At 60.3% G+C, this 16,480-nt stretch carries 13 protein-coding genes; 7 read left to right on the top strand and 6 right to left on the bottom strand.

The features are described from left to right. The first annotated feature begins 173 nt into the window (after positions 1-173). From BN3659_RS12240 to BN3659_RS12255, 4 genes are all read left to right on the top strand, one after another. Positions 174-1,499 (top strand): trigger factor, encoded by a 1,326-nt coding sequence (locus BN3659_RS12240; protein WP_091537255.1) that lies wholly within the window; start codon positions 174-176, stop codon positions 1,497-1,499. Between the two features lie 101 nt (positions 1,500-1,600). Further along, positions 1,601-2,278 carry an ATP-dependent Clp endopeptidase proteolytic subunit ClpP gene (clpP, locus tag BN3659_RS12245; RefSeq protein WP_091537256.1) on the top strand — a complete coding sequence of 226 codons (678 nt, stop codon included), beginning with the start codon at positions 1,601-1,603 and terminating at the stop codon, positions 2,276-2,278. Next, positions 2,278-3,570, top strand: coding sequence for an ATP-dependent Clp protease ATP-binding subunit ClpX (gene clpX, locus BN3659_RS12250; protein ID WP_091537258.1), 1,293 nt, complete (start codon positions 2,278-2,280; stop codon positions 3,568-3,570). Before clpP ends, clpX begins: the two co-directional genes overlap by 1 nt. 52 nt (positions 3,571-3,622) lie before the next feature. Continuing rightward, positions 3,623-5,653 (top strand): transketolase family protein, encoded by a 2,031-nt coding sequence (locus BN3659_RS12255; RefSeq protein ID WP_091537259.1) that lies wholly within the window; start codon positions 3,623-3,625, stop codon positions 5,651-5,653. 289 nt (positions 5,654-5,942) lie between these two features. Here the strand turns inward: BN3659_RS12255 and BN3659_RS12260 are convergent, their stop codons facing one another. Next, entirely contained in the window at positions 5,943-6,290 is a 348-nt protein-coding gene (locus BN3659_RS12260; RefSeq protein ID WP_091537261.1) for a DUF3795 domain-containing protein, read from the bottom strand. A 202-nt stretch (positions 6,291-6,492) separates the two neighbouring features. Continuing rightward, entirely contained in the window at positions 6,493-7,788 is a 1,296-nt protein-coding gene (gene metK, locus BN3659_RS12265; RefSeq protein WP_091537262.1) for a methionine adenosyltransferase, read from the bottom strand. A 760-nt stretch (positions 7,789-8,548) separates the two neighbouring features. Here metK and BN3659_RS12275 point away from each other — a divergent pair. Further along, positions 8,549-10,021, top strand: a complete 1,473-nt coding sequence (locus BN3659_RS12275; protein WP_091537265.1) for a Do family serine endopeptidase — start codon at positions 8,549-8,551, stop codon at positions 10,019-10,021. A gap of 115 nt (positions 10,022-10,136) precedes the next feature. Beyond that, positions 10,137-10,997, top strand: a complete 861-nt coding sequence (locus BN3659_RS12280) for a sigma-70 family RNA polymerase sigma factor (RefSeq protein WP_091537267.1) — start codon at positions 10,137-10,139, stop codon at positions 10,995-10,997. 137 nt (positions 10,998-11,134) lie between these two features. Here the strand turns inward: BN3659_RS12280 and BN3659_RS12285 are convergent, their stop codons facing one another. The 3 genes from BN3659_RS12285 to ung are packed head-to-tail and all read right to left on the bottom strand — an operon-like array spanning position 11,135 to position 13,620. Next, complete coding sequence (locus tag BN3659_RS12285) at positions 11,135-12,151, bottom strand: site-specific DNA-methyltransferase (RefSeq protein WP_091537268.1); 1,017 nt, start codon at positions 12,149-12,151, stop codon at positions 11,135-11,137. Next, complete coding sequence (locus BN3659_RS12290) at positions 12,148-12,930, bottom strand: restriction endonuclease (protein WP_091537270.1); 783 nt, start codon at positions 12,928-12,930, stop codon at positions 12,148-12,150. Before BN3659_RS12290 ends, BN3659_RS12285 begins: the two co-directional genes overlap by 4 nt. A 27-nt stretch (positions 12,931-12,957) precedes the next feature. After that, positions 12,958-13,620: a uracil-DNA glycosylase gene (gene ung, locus BN3659_RS12295; protein WP_091537272.1), complete on the bottom strand. Its 663-nt coding sequence runs from the start codon at positions 13,618-13,620 to the stop codon at positions 12,958-12,960. Between the two features lie 140 nt (positions 13,621-13,760). On the opposite strand from ung, the gene BN3659_RS12300 reads away from it, so the two are divergent. Then, complete coding sequence (locus BN3659_RS12300) at positions 13,761-14,849, top strand: alkaline phosphatase (RefSeq protein ID WP_091537274.1); 1,089 nt, start codon at positions 13,761-13,763, stop codon at positions 14,847-14,849. A 189-nt stretch (positions 14,850-15,038) separates the two neighbouring features. Here BN3659_RS12300 and BN3659_RS12305 read toward each other — a convergent pair whose 3' ends face one another. After that, entirely contained in the window at positions 15,039-16,232 is a 1,194-nt protein-coding gene (locus tag BN3659_RS12305; RefSeq protein ID WP_091537275.1) for an AGE family epimerase/isomerase, read from the bottom strand. Between the last annotated feature and the right edge of the window lie 248 nt (positions 16,233-16,480).

Raw genomic sequence — 16,480 nt, forward strand, 5'->3', positions numbered from 1 at the left:
GATTCGCCCCCCCCCCCCCGCGGCGGTCTGCGGAAAATCCCGCGGGGCGGGGCGTGCATGCGCCGGGACGGCGAAAAAAATTACGGCGGTCAAGTTTCATTCTTCATGAAATATGTCGTATCTTTGCAGGCCGATTCCGGAAGTGAAACAACAAAATATAGAACCCATTCAGTATGAATATCGTTAGAGAACAACGCGAACAGAACACATCGCTCGTCAAAGTAACCGTGGGCGAACAGGACTACGGCGAAGCCGTCGAGAAGTCGCTCCGCGACTACAAACGCAAAGCCAACATTCCGGGATTCCGGCCGGGCATGGTGCCGATGGGGCTCGTGAAGAAGATGTACGGCAAGGGCGTGCTGGCCGAGCAGTCCTATCGTCTGGCCTCGAACGCCGTTTTCGAATACCTCCGGAAGGAGAAGATCGACTACCTCGGCGACGTGATCCCGTCGGACGAACAGGGCGGTTTCGACTTCGAGAACGGCACCGAGTTCGAGTTCGTGTTCGAGATCGGCGAAGCTCCGAAGATCGACCTCGCGTTGTCGGACAAGGATAAACTGACCTACTACAAGATCAAGGTCGACAAGAAGATGCGCGACGACTACCGTGCGAATTTCCTGCGCCGCTTCGGCCGTCTGGTCGACGCCGAGGAGGTAACGTCGGACGAGGCGCTGAACGTAACGCTCGACAACGGCGATATGCGCGTCGAGGATGCGTACGTCGGTCTGATCTCGATGTCGGAGGAGGAGCGCAAGCCCTTCATCGGCAAAAGGACGGGCTACAAAACCACGGTCGACGTCAACGAACTCTACAAGACGCCCTCGCAACGTGCGGCCGTGCTGCATGTCAAGGAGAGCGAGCTGGAGGGCATCAAACCCGAGTTCACGCTCGAAATCACCAAGATCCGCAGGTTCGCCGAGCCGGAGCTGAACGAAGAGTTCTTCAAGATGGCCTTCCCCGCAGGCGACGTGAAGTCCGCGGCGGAGTTCGACGCCTATGTGGACGACCGGATTTCGAAGGAGCTCGGCCGCGAGAGCGACTACCTCTTTACGCTCCAGCTGCGCGACTATCTTCTGAAAAAGGCGGACCTGCCGATGCCCGAAGCGTTCCTCAAGCGCTGGCTCTACACCATCAACGAAGGCAAGTTCACGATGGAGGAGATCGAGCGCGACTTCGCGCAGTTCCTCAAGATGTTCACGTGGAACTACCTCCAGAAGCACTTCATCGCCGAGGACAAGCTCGCCGTTGCGAAGGAGGAGGCCGAGGCCGAAGCCAAGGCGCTGGCCCAGTCGCAGTTCGCGCAGTACGGAATGCCGTCGGCGCCCGACGACATGCTGGCCGGATACGCCAAGCAGATTCTCGAAAACAAGGAGCAGGCCCAGAAGATCTACGAGAAACTCTATGAGACGAAGGTCGTCGAAGACCTCAAATCGAAGATCAAGGTAACGGAAAAAGCCGTTTCTGCCGATGATTTCGCCAAGTTGGCCAAAGAGCTTTAGGATTCGGCGGAATTGACGTGCCTATGAACTCTGTGGGTTTGATTTTTGCAATCGCTCCACAGAGTTCTCGTTTTGTTGAATCACAAAAAGCGTAATATACCATGTCAGAATCAGAATTCGAAAAATACGCCCGCCTGCATCGCGGCATCAGCTCGCTCAAGCTCCGCGATTTCCGATCGGTGTCGGCGGCCTATGTCTCGCCCACGATCATCGAGGAGCGGCAGCTGAACGTGGCGACGATGGACGTCTTCTCGCGGTTGATGATGGACCGCATCATCTTCCTCGGCGCACCGATCTACGACGATGCGGCCAACATCATCCAAGCCCAGCTGCTCTTTCTCGAATCGGTCGATCCCGAGAAGGACATCCAGATCTACATCAATTCACCGGGCGGTTCGGTCTCGGCGGGGCTGGGCATCTACGATACGATGCAGCTCGTGTGCTCGGACGTTGCGACCATCTGTACGGGGCTGGCCGCTTCGATGGGTGCCGTGCTGCTCACGGCGGGCGCCGCGGGCAAACGCTCGGCGCTGCCTCATTCGCGGGTGATGATCCATCAGCCGTTGGGCGGTGCGCAGGGTCAGGCCGCCGACATCGAGATCACGGCCCGCGAGATCCTGAAGACGCGGCGCGAACTCTACGAGATCCTTTCGCACCATTCGGGCGTGCCCGTGAAGAAACTCGAAAAGGATGCCGACCGCGACTACTGGCTGACGGCGGCCGAAGCGAAGAACTACGGTCTGATCGACGAAGTGCTCACCAAAAGGAACAACAAGTAATGGCTCAGAATACCAAAAACAACAATAACAACGGCGGCGGCAGTCAGAAGGGCGGCGGCGACTGCTGCTCGTTCTGCGGCAAGCGCCGGGCGGACGTGGAGCTGATGTTCTCCTCCAACCAAACCGGCGCCAACATCTGCAACGAGTGCATCGAGAACGGCTATAAGATCATCGTCGACAACGACCGTCTGACGTTCCGTCGTCGTCAGGCCGCTCCGCTCACACGCGACGAACTGCTCAAGCCCATGCAGATCAAGGAGTTCCTCGATCAGTACGTGATCGGGCAGGACGAGGCCAAACGCTATATGGCGGTCGCGGTGTACAACCACTACAAGCGGCTGATGTACGCCCCGCAGGACGACGGGATCGAGATCGACAAGTCGAATATCGTGCTCGTGGGGCCCACGGGTACGGGCAAGACGCTGATGGCCCGCACGATCGCCCGTCTGCTCAAGGTGCCCTTCACGATCGTCGACGCCACGGTGCTCACCGAAGCCGGTTACGTGGGCGAGGACGTGGAGAGCATCCTCTCGCGTCTGTTGCAGGTGGCCGACTACGACGTCGAGCAGGCCGAGCGGGGCATCGTTTTCATCGACGAGATCGACAAGATCGCCCGCAAGGGCGACAACCCGTCGATCACGCGCGACGTCTCGGGCGAAGGCGTGCAGCAGGCTTTGCTGAAGATTCTGGAGGGTACGACGGTCAACGTGCCGCCGCAGGGAGGCCGCAAGCATCCCGACCAGAAGTTCATTCAGGTCGACACGCGCAACATCCTCTTCATCTGCGGCGGAGCGTTCGACGGCATCGAACGCCAGATCGCCAAACGACTCAACACGCGCGCCGTCGGCTACGGCCGCATCGGCGCTGCGGGCGCGATCGACCGCAGCAATCTGATGCGCTACATCACGCCGCAGGATCTCAAAGCGTTCGGGCTGATCCCCGAGCTGGTGGGGCGTCTGCCGGTGCTCGCGTCGATGGAGCCCCTCACGCCCGAGGCGCTGCGTTCGATCCTCACCGAGCCCCGGAACGCCATCGTCAAGCAGTACGAGCGGCTTTTCGAACTGGACGGCGTGGCGCTCGCTTTCGACGACGAGGTGCTGGATTACATCGTCGGAAAGGCCGTCGAATTCAAACTCGGCGCCCGGGGGCTGCGCTCGATCTGCGAGGCCGTGATGATGGATACGATGTACGAACTCCCTTCGACCGACACGCGCAAATTCACCGTTACGCTCCCTTATGCCCGTAAAAAAATCGAAAAAGCGCATTTTTCGGAGCTCAAACAGGTAGGATAAGCGCGGAAATGATTATCTTCGTATGCGGAAATCAAAACCTATCGAAACCAATATGTCTGTAAATTCCAAACTTAAGCGGGCTGCCGACAACATCCGTATTCTGGCGGCCGCCATGGTCGAAAAGGCCAAGTCGGGCCACCCGGGCGGAGCTATGGGCGGAGCCGATTTCATCGCACTGCTCTATGCCGAGTTCCTGCGCTACGATCCGGAGCAGACGGACTACCCCTTCCGCGACCGGCTGTTCCTCGATCCGGGCCATATGTCGCCGATGCTCTACTCGGTGCTGGCTCTGGCGGGAAACTACACGCTCGAAGACCTCCGTCGGTTCCGCCAGTGGGGCAGCGTTACTCCGGGCCATCCCGAGGCGGACGTGCTGCGCGGCGTGGAGAATACCTCGGGTCCGCTCGGACAGGGACATGCCATGGGCCTCGGCGCCGCCCTTGCGGAGCGGTTCCTTGCAGCCCGTTTCGGCGAGTGGACGGCGCACAAGACCTATGCCTACATTTCGGACGGCGGCGTGGAGGAGGAGATTTCGCAGGGCGTGGGTCGCATCGCCGGCCACCTCGGGCTTTCGAATTTCATCATGTACTACGACGCCAACAACGTCCAGCTTTCGACCAAGGTGGACGAAGTGGATACGGAGAACGTGGCGATGAAGTACGAGGCGTGGGGTTGGAACGTCCTCTCGGTGGACGGACATGATTTCGACGCGCTCCGCGGAGCCCTTGCGGCTGCGGGTGCCGAGAAGGAGCGCCCGACGCTCATCATCGGCCGCACGACGATGGGCAAGGGGGCCGTGGCCGCCGACGGCACGAGCTTCGAGGACAAGGTTTCGACCCACGGGCAGCCGCTCAGCGCCGCCGGCGCCGACTTCGCGGCTACGGTCCGCAACCTCGGCGGCGATCCCGAAAATCCGTTCGTCGTCTTCGGCGAGTCCGAAGAGCTCTTCGCCGAGCGCCGCACGGCTCTGAGGGAGTGGCGCAAGGAGCAGGACGAAAAAGAGAAGAAATGGCGTGCCGACAACCGCGATCTGGCCCGCAAACTCGATACGTTCCTTTCGGGCCGGTTGCCCGAAATCGACTACAAGGCCATCGAGATGAAGGCCGACTCGGCGACCCGGGCCGCTTCGGCGACCATGCTGGGCCTGTTCGCCGACAAGGTCGAGAACATGGTGGTGGCTTCGGCCGATCTCGCAAATTCGGACAAGACGGACGGGTTCCTCAAGAAAACCAAGGCTTTCGCGAAGGGCGACTTCACGGGCCGCTTCTTTCAGGCGGGCGTTTCGGAGCTTACGATGGCCTGCGTGATGAACGGCATGGCGCTGCACGGGGGCGTGATCCCCGCGGCGGGTACGTTCTTCGTCTTCTCAGACTACATGAAACCGGCCGTCCGTCTGGCGGCGCTCATGCGCCTGCACGTGATCTACATCTGGTCGCACGATTCGTTCCGCGTGGGCGAGGACGGACCGACCCATCAGCCCGTGGAGCACGAGGCGCAGATCCGTCTGATGGAGCACCTGCGCAACCACAAGGGCGAGCGGTCGATGCTCGTGCTGCGGCCGGCCGACGCCGAGGAGACGGTCGTGGCATGGAAGATGGCGCTCGAAGAGCACCGTCCCGTGGCGCTGATCCTCTCGCGCCAGAACATCAGGAACCTGCCGACGCTCGGCCGCAGCCGCCGCGAGGAGGCCATGCAGGCTGCGAAGGGCGCTTATGTGGTCGTCGACTCGGCCAAACCGGCCGTGGTGATGCTCGCCTCGGGTTCGGAGGTGTCGACGCTCGTCGAGGGCGCCGAGCTGCTCTCGAAGGAGGGCATCAACGTCCGCATCGTGAGCGTGCCGAGCGAAGGGCTGTTCCGCGACCAACCCAAATCCTATCAGGAGAGCGTGCTGCCGCAGGGCATCGTCCGCTACGGCATGACCTCCGGACTGCCCGTTACGTTGCAGGGGCTCGTGGGCGAGAACGGTACGATCCACGGTTTGGATCATTTCGGTTACTCGGCCCCCTACAAGGTGCTCGACGAGAAGTTCGGTTACAACGGACAGACCGTCTGCGACGAAGTGAAGAAATTGCTCGGAAAGTAGTTTCGCGGCATGTATAAGATATAAGGAGCGGCCGGATCCCGGGGATCCCGGCCGCTCCTTATATTATACGGACGAGTTCCGGCCTTGCGGCGGCCTGTGTCCGGGGCCGCTTACCGGCGTTTGCGGTGCGATGACCCCGGCTTTGAAACCGGGGCGGCCGGGAGGTCGGCGACGAGCCGGCTGACGGAGCGTTCGCTCCGTTCCGGTTCCGGGGACGAGCGGCTTCCGGCCGGGCTGACGAATGTCTCCTGCGACACGTGTTTTACCCTGTTTCGAAATGAAACGGGCTTCAGCGGGCCTTCGAAGCTAAAAGATTCGCTTCGGCTCCGGGAGCATGGCGGAAAATCGAGCCGACTGCGGGGCAGCCATCCAGCTCCTCGCACTCGCCGCAGGTGTCGAATCCCTTACGGCGCACGCATTTGCGGATTTCGCAACAGTCGCGGCAAAATGCGAATTTCGTTCCGTCGGTGCGGCAGCCCATGCAAGCGATGGTGTCCGCCGTAATTTCCGGTGCGTGGTTCATCGCACTCCATGCCCGGGCGGTTTTCTCCCGGAGCGCACGGTCGTTCGAGACCGTGGCTCTGCGGGCGTCGCAGCTTTCGCAATCCAGTCCGCAGCACGCGATCAGTCGTTTCATCGTTTGTTTTCGGTTTTTTGCGTGCAAATATAGAAAAATACGATTCGTTGCGATTCCGGAAACTGCATTCATTCCCGGTGCATGAACTGTTCGGCCGTGCGGAGGCTCTTCCCTCTCCGTTTCCCGTTCGGGACTGATTCGGTCGGAAAAGCGCGGCATCCGTGCCGGGATACCGCGCTTCCTTTTGCCGAATCCGACAGGATTAGATCCCGAACTCTTTTTTCAACGGTTCCACCGCGTCGAGCTTCTCCCAGCCGAAGAATTCGATTTCGCGTTCGACTTCGCGGCCGTGTTCCCAGACTCGCTCCGTGGCGGTGTAGGGGCGGTTGCCGAAGTGGCCGTAGGAGGCCGTCGCTTCGAAGATCGGGTTTTTCAGTCCGAAACGCTTCACGATGGCCGCGGGCCGCAGGTCGAAGAGCCGTCCGATCCGTTCGGCGATTTCGCCTTCGCCGATCGGAAGACGGTTGGTGCCGTAGGTGTCGACGTAGATCGAAAGGGGCCGGGCGATGCCGATGGCATAGCTCAATTGGACCAGCACTTCGTCCGCGATGCCTGCCGCCACCATGTTCTTGGCGATGTGGCGGGCGGCATAGGCCGCCGAACGGTCCACTTTCGACGGGTCCTTGCCCGAGAAGGCGCCGCCGCCGTGGGCGCCGCGTCCGCCGTAGGTGTCGACGATGATCTTGCGTCCCGTAACGCCCGTGTCGCCGTGAGGCCCGCCGATGACGAACTTGCCCGTGGGGTTCACGTGCAGGATGTAGTCGTCGCCGATCAAGGCGGCCAGTTTGTCGCCCGCGCGCTCCAGCCGCGCTTTGACGCGCGGAATGAGGATCGTGCGCACGTCCTCGCGGATGCGCTCCTGCATCAGCCGTTCGGCCTCCTTTTCGCTGAGGCCGTCGCCGGCTGCGATGAACTCGTCGTGCTGGGTCGAGACTACGATCGTGTGCACGCGCAGCGGACAGCGGGTCCGGTCGTCGTATTCGATCGTTACCTGACTTTTGGCGTCGGGCCGCAGATAGGGCATCGAGGCGCCTTCGCGGCGGATGACGGCCAGCTCCTTGAGGATCACATGCGAGAGGATGAGCGTCGCGGGCATGTACTCGCGGGTTTCGTTGCAGGCATAGCCGAACATGATGCCCTGATCGCCTGCGCCCTGCTCCTCCTCGGCTGCGCGGCAGACGCCTCGGTTGATGTCGGGCGACTGCTCGTGGATGGCCGACAGCACGCCGCACGAGTTGCCGTCGAAACGGTAGTCGCCCTGCGTGTAGCCGATGCGGTTGACCACGCGGCGCACTACGCCCTGCACGTCCACATAGGCATCCGAGCGCACTTCGCCCGCCACGACCACGAGGCCCGTCGTGCAGAGCGTCTCGCACGCGACCTTGGCGTTGCTGTCGCGGCGCAGGAATTCGTCGAGGATCGCATCCGAGATCTGATCCGAGATTTTGTCGGGGTGGCCTTCCGAGACCGATTCCGACGTAAAAAGAAATTTTCCCATTTTACATTTATTGAAAGGTTAAACGCAACTGGGAAAGGATTGGCTGTTGGGAAATAAAAAATGTGCTGTTTTAGCGATTTTTTATTGTGGTTTGCAATCAGTCAAATCTTTCCACATTTTCCGCATTTCCGCTGCGGATCGACAAATATAAGACATTTCGGCGGAAAAATCCGAATTCCGGCGGGAAAAATTTTTCCGGACGCTCCGCGCCGCGGGGCATCCGACCGGCGGCGGTGCGGTTCCGAAGCCTGCCTGCGGCCGTCGAAGCGGAGGCCGCACCTTCGTCGCCGGCTTCGGAGACGGAGTGTGCGACCCTTTGCATGCGCAGAAGTCGCAGTCCGATCGCACCGCTTGGCCTGCGGCGACCCGGAACCTTCGCGTCGCCGCGGGCCGCCTTCGGCGGACGGTCCTGTGCGCACCCGCCCGTTCGTGCTGCGTGGGGCGCCGGAGGCGGGAGCCGTCGCAGGGACGGGTCTCCGCGGCATATGCGGGGCGGCGGGAGACGGTCTGCGGCTGTTCCGTCGCCGGGAAGGGCCGGGGGCGTCGCAGCGGACGGTCCGTGATAGCCCGTCCGTTCCATGCTTTTGCACCCGCCGCGAGGAGGTCCCTGCGCGGACGAAAAAATACGGACGGGATATACTAATCCGCCCGAAGGGTTCGTTTGTCCTTCGAAACGAACTTTCAAGACGAATGTACGGTTGCCTATGACGGATGTTGCCTCTGAATGACGCAAACTAAAACGGTTCATGTAATTTGTATTATGAAAAAGGCATTTTTATTTTTGGGTGTCGTCGCCGTCGCCGCGGCAGCGGGCGGTACGGCGGCTTGGCTGACGGCGCGTGCGTCGTCGCACGAGATAGAATACGTCGAACGCGAGGTGGTCCGCACCCCGGGACTGGGGACGCAGTTCACCTCCTATGAGGCGGACAAATATCCCGACCTGACCTATGCCGCCGAAAACGCCGTGAAGGCCGTGGTGAATATAGAGGTGGTGCAGGAGGTCGAGATGCGCCGGCGCAGTTACGATCCGTTCCTCGAATTTTTCGGGATTCCGCAGGGGTACGGCGGCGGGCAGCCCTTCAAGCAGGAGCGCCGCGGCGGCGGTTCGGGCGTCGTCATTTCGGAGGACGGTTATATCGTTACCAACAACCATGTAGTCGATCAGGCGACCAAGCTGCGCGTGAAGCTCAACGACGGCCGCAAGTTCGACGCCAAGGTGATCGGCACCGATCCCGCGACGGACGTGGCGCTCATCAAGATCGAGGCCGAGAAACTGCCGACGCTGCCCTTCGGATCGTCCGACGCGCTGCGGCTGGGCGAGTGGGTGCTGGCGATCGGTTCGCCCTTCGATCTGCAATCGACCATCACCGCCGGCATCGTGAGTGCCAAGGCGCGGCAGCTCGGCGCCATTCCCGACCAGTTCAGCATCGAGTCGTTCATCCAGACCGACGCCGCGGTGAACCCGGGCAATTCGGGCGGCGCGCTGGTCAACACGCACGGCGAGCTGGTGGGCATCAATACGCTCATCAAGTCCCAGACGGGCAGCTATATCGGTTATTCGTTCGCCATTCCCGAGTCGATCGTCCGCAAGGTGGTGATGGACCTGCGGGAGTACGGCGTCGTACAGCGGGCCATGCTGGGCATACAGTACAGGTTCATCGACCAGTCGTTCCTCGATGCCGAAGGCGAGGAGCTGGGGATCGACGAGCTGGGCGGCGTCTATGTCGCCAGCGTGCAGGAGGGCGGCGCGGCTTCCGAAGCGGGCGTGCGCAAGGGAGATGTGATTCTCGCGGTGGACGGCGTGAAACTCGACGGCGCCTCGACCCTGCAGGAGCAGATCGCCAAGCACCGCCCCAACGATCGGGTGAAATTGTCGGTAAAAAGAGGCGGTTCGGTGAAACAAATTGACGTTACTTTGCGTAATAAGGCAGGTAAAACGGATCTAATCACCAAAGAGGACGTAGATGTGGTCGAAGTGCTGGGCGGCAAGTTCGCGGACGCCGGTACGAAATTGTGCCGTGAGCTCGATATAGAGGGCGGCGTACAGGTCGTGCGCGTGAAGAGCGGCGGCATTCTGGCCCGCGCACGGGTGCGCGAAGGATTCGTCATCACGCACATCAACGACCGGCCGGTGCGTTCGTTGCAGGATATGCAGCGCATGACCGAAAAGGTGCGTTCGATCGACGGCATCTATCCGAACGGCCGCTCGGCGAGCTACATGCTCGTCGAATAGACTGCCGGACGGGGCCGACCGATAATGAACGATCGGCGATCGCTGCCGCTCGGTCCGAAGCCGTGGAACCTGTGATTGCCGATTGTTTATTATAAATTATTTGGAGAAATAGAAAATGCGTCAACTGAAAATTACCAAATCCATCACCAACCGCGAGAGCGCTTCGCTCGACAAATACCTTCAGGAGATCGGCAAGGAGGAGCTCATCACGGTGGAGGAGGAGGTGGAACTGGCCCAACGAATCAAGAAAGGCGATCAGGAGGCCCTCGAAAAACTCACGAAAGCCAACCTGCGTTTCGTGGTCTCGGTGGCCAAACAGTATCAGAATCAGGGCTTGAGCCTGCCCGACCTGATCAACGAGGGCAACCTCGGACTGATCAAGGCGGCCGAGAAATTCGACGAGACCCGCGGTTTCAAGTTCATCTCCTACGCCGTGTGGTGGATCCGTCAGTCGATTCTTCAGGCATTGGCCGAGCAGTCGCGCATCGTGCGTCTGCCGCTCAATCAGGTGGGATCGCTCAATAAGATCAACAAGGCGTTCGCCCGCTTCGAGCAGGAGCACGAGCGCACGCCGTCGCCCGAAGAGCTGGCGTCGGAGCTGGAGCTTCCGAAGGAGAAGGTTACGGACACGCTCCGCGTGGCGGGGCGGCACGTCTCGGTGGACGCTCCGTTCGCCGACGGCGAGGACAACAGCCTGCTGGATGTGCTGATCAACCCCGATTCGCCCAATGCGGACCGCGGCCTGATCAACGAGTCGCTCGCCACGGAGGTGGACCGTGCGCTGGAGACGCTGACCGAGCGCGAACGCGACATCATCAAATATTTCTTCGGCATCGGCTGCTCGGAGATGACGCTCGAAGAGATCGGCGAGAAGTTCGACCTCACGCGCGAGCGGGTGCGCCAGATCAAGGAGAAGGCGATCCGCCGCCTGCGCCACTCCTCGCGCAGCAAGCTGCTGAAATCCTATCTGGGATGAGGATGATCTCAAAAGGAGCTGTCTAACAAGTCTGATTCCAACGATTTCACCCCTGCCGGAATGAATTCCGGCAGGGGTGATTTCCGATTTTCGGGACTTGTTAGACAGCCCCTTTTTGGATTGGATTGGAGCCCGTGTTATAATTCAATCATTTTGAAATCAGTCGGGGCAATACCTGCGGATGCCAGTTTCTTGAGGGTCGCTTCGACGGCAAAATCGGACTGATCGATCCCGATCCAGTTCCTTCCGTTCAGCGCTGCGGCTTTCAATGTGGTTCCGCTTCCGCAGAAACAATCCAGAACCGTACTGTCTCGATTCGACGAGGTTTTGACGATCCGGTCTATGAGATCCATATTTTTTTCAGTGGGATAGACCGGATACTGCGGGTCTTTGAACTGATACCAAATATCCTGCACTCGTTTACCTGCCCTTTCGGAGGCATATACGATTTTTCGCGGGTTCCCGGAGGGGGACCATTCGATCAGCCCCTCCCTGTCCCATTGCTCCAGTGTCTCGACGTCGGTTCTCCAATGTCTGCCCGAGGGAGGGGTGAGACCTTTGAACTTCTTGGGATTATTGGTCTCTCCGGGGGCATGGATGGGGACGGTCGTATATCTGCGGCCGGATTTATCCGTTTTGGGAAACAGTCTTGCGAGGTCCGCGTCGCTGTATTTTTCCAAAGGTTCGTGCCAGATGGGACGCGGTCCTTTGGAGTAGAACAGAATCATGTCTTTGATGTTTCCGTATCCGGTCCTTTTGAAGTTTTTGGGATTGCATTTCACGCGGGTTATGTCGTTGCGAAAATTTTCGATGCCGAAAACTTCGTCCATCATTACTTTCATGTAATGACCGATTTTATAATCCGTATGCAGGTATATGGAACCCTTGTCGGACAGTAGGATTTTGATGAGTTCGAGCCTTTTTCGTATGAAGCGGATGAATTCGCTGCCCAATATACGATCCGTATATGCGACCTCGCCCTTTTTACTGTTGCTTATCGTCGACGCTCTGTTTTCGGTAATCGTGAAATCGCAGTTCGTGGCGAAAGGAGGGTCGATATACACCAGATCGATCGCTCCTTTCAGTTTCAGTTCGTCTCCGAGATAGGTCAATCCGTCGATGTTATCTGCTTTTATCAGGATATTTTCTTTCATAACTGATAGAGAAATTCGCGCAAAACGAGAGCACTCATGATGTTGAGATCCCGGTATTTTCCGGTGATTGCCGTGTACATTTTGTTATTGCCGCGAATATACAAAACTCCGTCCAGAATGGCGATTTTGACTGCATCGACGCCTTCAGCCGTTACGGTGCCGATCGCATCGTTGAACTGGGCATTCTGGTGGCCTCCGAAATCGCTGAGAAATTTGGCTTCGCCGATAACGTATTTCCCGTTGAAGCGGGCGACGAAATCCAACCCTTTGTTGTGGCGGTAATTGAGGTACTGGGCTGCGAACGCTTTCATTTTATCGTCCGAAGCTCTCAGCACGGCATTTGCATCGCTTGCCAGAAATTCGTCCATGGGCACGGGATTCATTCCGAGGACACCTGAATTTATCCATGATTTGAACATCGGACCGATCTGTCGGTTGGTCTCCTTGGGTTCCGAACATCTCTGGTAGAGTTTGTCGATACCCAATTCATAGATGCGTCCGGCGATGCGGTTCACCGTATTCGGATTCCGTTCGATGGCGCTCGGGTTTCGTCTCAGATAAGCGATATAGCTGTCCTTGATCGGAAACAGTTTTAATTTGAGCAGATTCCTTATCAGGTTTACATTGTCTTTCTTGTCGAATGATTCCTCCACCTTTATCCATAACTTTCCGTCGATCTCTCGCAATCCTTCAGGGATGGTTGGATAGATCTTGAACAAATCGTCCAAGTAGGAACGTTGGTTGGCATATTCGATGCTCTGTTGCAGACTTCTGTGCATAATGGTCGGGTTGTCGGTTATTGGTTGTCACCACACGATCGGTTCTTTGCCGACCGAACGCAGGTATTCGTTGGCGCGTGAGAAGTGGCGGCAGCCGAAGAAGCCCCGGTAGACCGAGAGGGGCGAGGGATGGACGGCCTTCAGAATGAGATTCTGCTGCGGGTTGGCGATGGCGCCTTTCTTTTGGGCGTAACTGCCCCAGAGCATGTAGACGATGCCCTGCCGGCGCATGGCGATGGCGCGGACGACGGCGTCGGTGAAGGTCTCCCAGCCCTGTCCGGCGTGCGAGGCCGCTTCGTGGGCCCGCACGGTGAGCACCGAGTTGAGCAGCAGTACGCCCTGCTCGGCCCAGCGGTCGAGGTTGCCCGTGAGCGGCACGGGTACGCCCGTATCGTCGGAGACCTCCTTGAAAATGTTCTGGAGCGAAGGCGGAAAGGGTACGCCGTCGGCCACGGAGAAACAGAGGCCGTTGGCCTGTCCGGGTCCGTGGTAGGGGTCCTGCCCGATGATGACCACCTTCAGGCGGTCGAACGGGCATTTGTCGAATGCGCGGAAGATGTTGCTGCCGCGCGGAAAAATGCGGTGCGCGGCATATTCGCTGCGCACGAAATCGACCAGTCGTGCGAAATAGGGCTTCTCGAATTCGGGAGCCAGCAGTTCCTTCCAGTCGGGGGCTATTTTTACATCCATAGGCATTTTGTGTGTCGTGTCCGGCCGTTCGGCGTATGACATTTCGGTTAAAACAGTGTAAATATAGCGATTTGTTTGGAATCGGAGGCGTGTTTGGGTATATTTGTAATCATGAAAAGTCAATTTTATATTTTAACATTATGAGAAGACTTCTATTTCTTCTTTGCGCGTTCGCACTGCCGTTCGGGGCGGTGCATGCCCGGACGGCTCCGTCCGGCGGCGAGGTGAAAAATCTGATCTACATGATCGGCGACGGTATGGGACTGGCGCAGGTGTCGCTGCTGATGATCGAACGCGGGTACGAGCCCGTGGCGTTCGACCGCGCGCAGAACGTCGCCCTCGTCTCGACCTACTCGGCCAACAATCGCGTAACCGACTCCGCAGCCGCGGGCACGGCGCTCGCAACGGGCCGGAAGACCGACAACGGCATGCTGGGGCAGACGCCCGACGGAGCGCCCGTGGAGTCGATGATCGCTCGGGCCGTCCGTGAGGGCCGTCCGACGGGCGAGGTCGTAACGAGTACGCTCCAGCACGCCACGCCGGCGGCTTTCTATGCGCATGCAGCGGACCGCGACGACGACCGGACCATCACCGAGTGGCTCGTGCGGAGCGGCGTGGACGTCCTGTTCGGCGGCGGAGGCGGTTCGTTCTCGGACGAGCAGCTCGCCGTATTGCGGGACAAAGGCTACCGGATCGTCCGCGACCCGGACCAGCTGGACGCCGTCTCCTCGGGCAAGGTGCTGGGGCTGTTCGCCGACGGGCATCTCGCTTCGGCACGGAAGGGACGCGGCGACTACCTGCCGCGCGCCACGCAGAAAGCGCTCGAAATCCTCGATGCCGATGCGCGCGAGACGGGGCGGGGATTCCTGCTGATGGTCGAAGGTTCGCAGATCGACTGGGCCGGACACGACAACGATGCCGAACTGCTGCTCGCGGAGATGACCGATTTCGACCGTGCGGTGTCCGCCGCGATGGACTTCGCCGACGAACATCCCGGAACGCTGGTCGTCGTAACGGCCGACCACGAGACGGGCGGACTCTCGATCCCGAGCAACGAGGAGGATTTCCACCTCTCGGACAGCGGCGTGCAGTACGATTTCAGCACCGGGGGCCATTCGGGCACGCTCGTGCCGGTTTACCTCTACGGCACGGGTGCCGAGCGGATCAACGGCATCCTCGACAATACGGAACTCGCGCAGCGGCTCATGCAGCTGCTCGGACTGGAGTAGGTCGCGGAGTGTTCCCGTGATGGAAGCCCGCAAGGGCTGGGGGAGCAGTCGTGCGGGGGCTGTGGGCGGATCCCGTCCTCTTCTCTTCGAAAAAGGGCTGTCTGACAAGTCTCAGACAGCCCTTTTTCTATTTTACTGTTCGGGGAGGAGCCGAATGCTGCGCCTGTCTGCCGAATCGGGCAGGGCGGACTATTCGAGCAGTTCCATCGCTTCGAGGCACATGCGCGTGTTGTGGTAGGGGCATTTCCAGAATCCGGCCTTGTCGTTGGCGCGGTCGGGCGTACCGTCGCTCAGAATGCCCCACCACCATTCGCCGCCCGCGGAGTCGACCAGACGGTCGCGGATATACGACCAGCAGGCGGCGGCCCGTGCGAGGGCCGTGTCGTCGCCGTGATGACGCCACAGCCAGAGCTGCCCCACGACGTTCTCGGCCTGCACCCACCAGTGGCGTTCGAGGTCGCAGGTGCCGTCCGCACGTCGTTCGCAGATCAGGCTGCCGTCGGATTGCAGCCCTTCGCCGGCGGCTGCGGCGATGCGGGCCGCGGCATCGAGCACGCGGGCCGTGAGCGCCGCATCGCCCGCTTCGAGGGCCGCTTCGAGCAGCAGCCACGAAGCCTCGATGTCGTGGCCGTAGGAGACCCCGGCGTCGCGGCTGTGCCAGTCGTCGTCGAAAAAGAGCCCCAGATGTCCCGTCGAGGGGGACCAGATGCGTCCGAGGAAGAGCTCGATCAGATGCACGAGCCGTGCCCGCAGCTCCTCGGTCCGGTGGACGCGGTAGAGGTTCGTGTAGGGTTCGAGAATGTGCAGATGGGTGTTCATCGTTTTGCGCTCGTTGGCGTCTTTGGCCGAGAGGCGCACGTCGTCCAGTTCGCTCCAGTCGCGGGCGGCCGCTTCGATGTAGCCGTCGCGGACGGGGTCGAAGCTGTGGGCTTCGATCTGGCGGTAGAGCCGCACGGCATACTCCAGCGCTTCGGCATCGCCCGTGGCGCGGGCGTATTCCGAGAGGCCGTAGACGGCGAATCCGAGGGCGTAGAACTGTTTCTTGGTGTCGAGCGGCGTGCCGTCGGCCGCGAGCGACCAGTAGAGGCCGCCGTAGGTGCGGTCGTAGAAGCGCGAGAGCAAATACTCTTCGGCGCGTGCGGCCTGTGCGAGGTAGGCCGGACGACCCGTCGTACGGTAAGCGGCCGAGAAGGCCCACAGGATGCGTGCGTGGAGCACGGCCCCTTTCGGGGCGTCGCGCAGGAGCGTGCCGTCGCCCCGCACCGCTCCGTACCATCCGCCGCGCGTTTCGTCGGCCAGACGGATCCAGAACGGAAGGATGTTCTCGTGCAGGACGGCTTCGGCCTCTGCGCGGAATCGTTGCGTGTCGATCGTAGAGTGCATGTCGTTTCTGTCGGGTGTTTTTTTCTGAATTTTATCGGAGGCGTTTCCGCGGCTTCCGGGGCCGGCTCCGGGGGTCGTCCGAAGCCGTTTGCCGTTCCTCTCTCCCGCATCTTCGGTGCCGCCGCATTCGGTGCCGGATTGCGGAGTGGAGCAGGTATGCTCCGGTGCGGTTCCGGATCGTCCCGGCACGGACGGACCGTGCCGTGGCTTCGCTGCCGGTCTGCGCGGAGGGCCGTACCCGTCCGGGG

Source organism: Alistipes sp. CHKCI003, from assembly GCF_900021155.1.
GTDB classification, from domain to species: Bacteria; Bacteroidota; Bacteroidia; order Bacteroidales; family Rikenellaceae; genus Alistipes; species Alistipes excrementavium.

Excerpts from the sequence above, each read along its gene's own strand:
- BN3659_RS12305 (WP_091537275.1), bottom strand. The coding sequence starts at position 16,232 with ATGCACTCTACGATCGACACGCAACGATTCCGCGCAGAGGCCGAAGCC.
- BN3659_RS12255 (WP_091537259.1), top strand. The coding sequence starts at position 3,623 with ATGTCTGTAAATTCCAAACTTAAGCGGGCTGCCGACAACATCCGTATT.
- BN3659_RS12280 (WP_091537267.1), top strand. The coding sequence starts at position 10,137 with ATGCGTCAACTGAAAATTACCAAATCCATCACCAACCGCGAGAGCGCT.
- BN3659_RS12260 (WP_091537261.1), bottom strand. The coding sequence starts at position 6,290 with ATGAAACGACTGATCGCGTGCTGCGGACTGGATTGCGAAAGCTGCGAC.
- BN3659_RS12290 (WP_091537270.1), bottom strand. The coding sequence starts at position 12,930 with ATGCACAGAAGTCTGCAACAGAGCATCGAATATGCCAACCAACGTTCC.
- BN3659_RS12300 (WP_091537274.1), top strand. The coding sequence starts at position 13,761 with ATGAGAAGACTTCTATTTCTTCTTTGCGCGTTCGCACTGCCGTTCGGG.
- BN3659_RS12285 (WP_091537268.1), bottom strand. The coding sequence starts at position 12,151 with ATGAAAGAAAATATCCTGATAAAAGCAGATAACATCGACGGATTGACC.
- clpX (WP_091537258.1), top strand. The coding sequence starts at position 2,278 with ATGGCTCAGAATACCAAAAACAACAATAACAACGGCGGCGGCAGTCAG.
- ung (WP_091537272.1), bottom strand. The coding sequence starts at position 13,620 with ATGGATGTAAAAATAGCCCCCGACTGGAAGGAACTGCTGGCTCCCGAA.
- BN3659_RS12240 (WP_091537255.1), top strand. The coding sequence starts at position 174 with ATGAATATCGTTAGAGAACAACGCGAACAGAACACATCGCTCGTCAAA.
- BN3659_RS12275 (WP_091537265.1), top strand. The coding sequence starts at position 8,549 with ATGAAAAAGGCATTTTTATTTTTGGGTGTCGTCGCCGTCGCCGCGGCA.
- clpP (WP_091537256.1), top strand. The coding sequence starts at position 1,601 with ATGTCAGAATCAGAATTCGAAAAATACGCCCGCCTGCATCGCGGCATC.
- metK (WP_091537262.1), bottom strand. The coding sequence starts at position 7,788 with ATGGGAAAATTTCTTTTTACGTCGGAATCGGTCTCGGAAGGCCACCCC.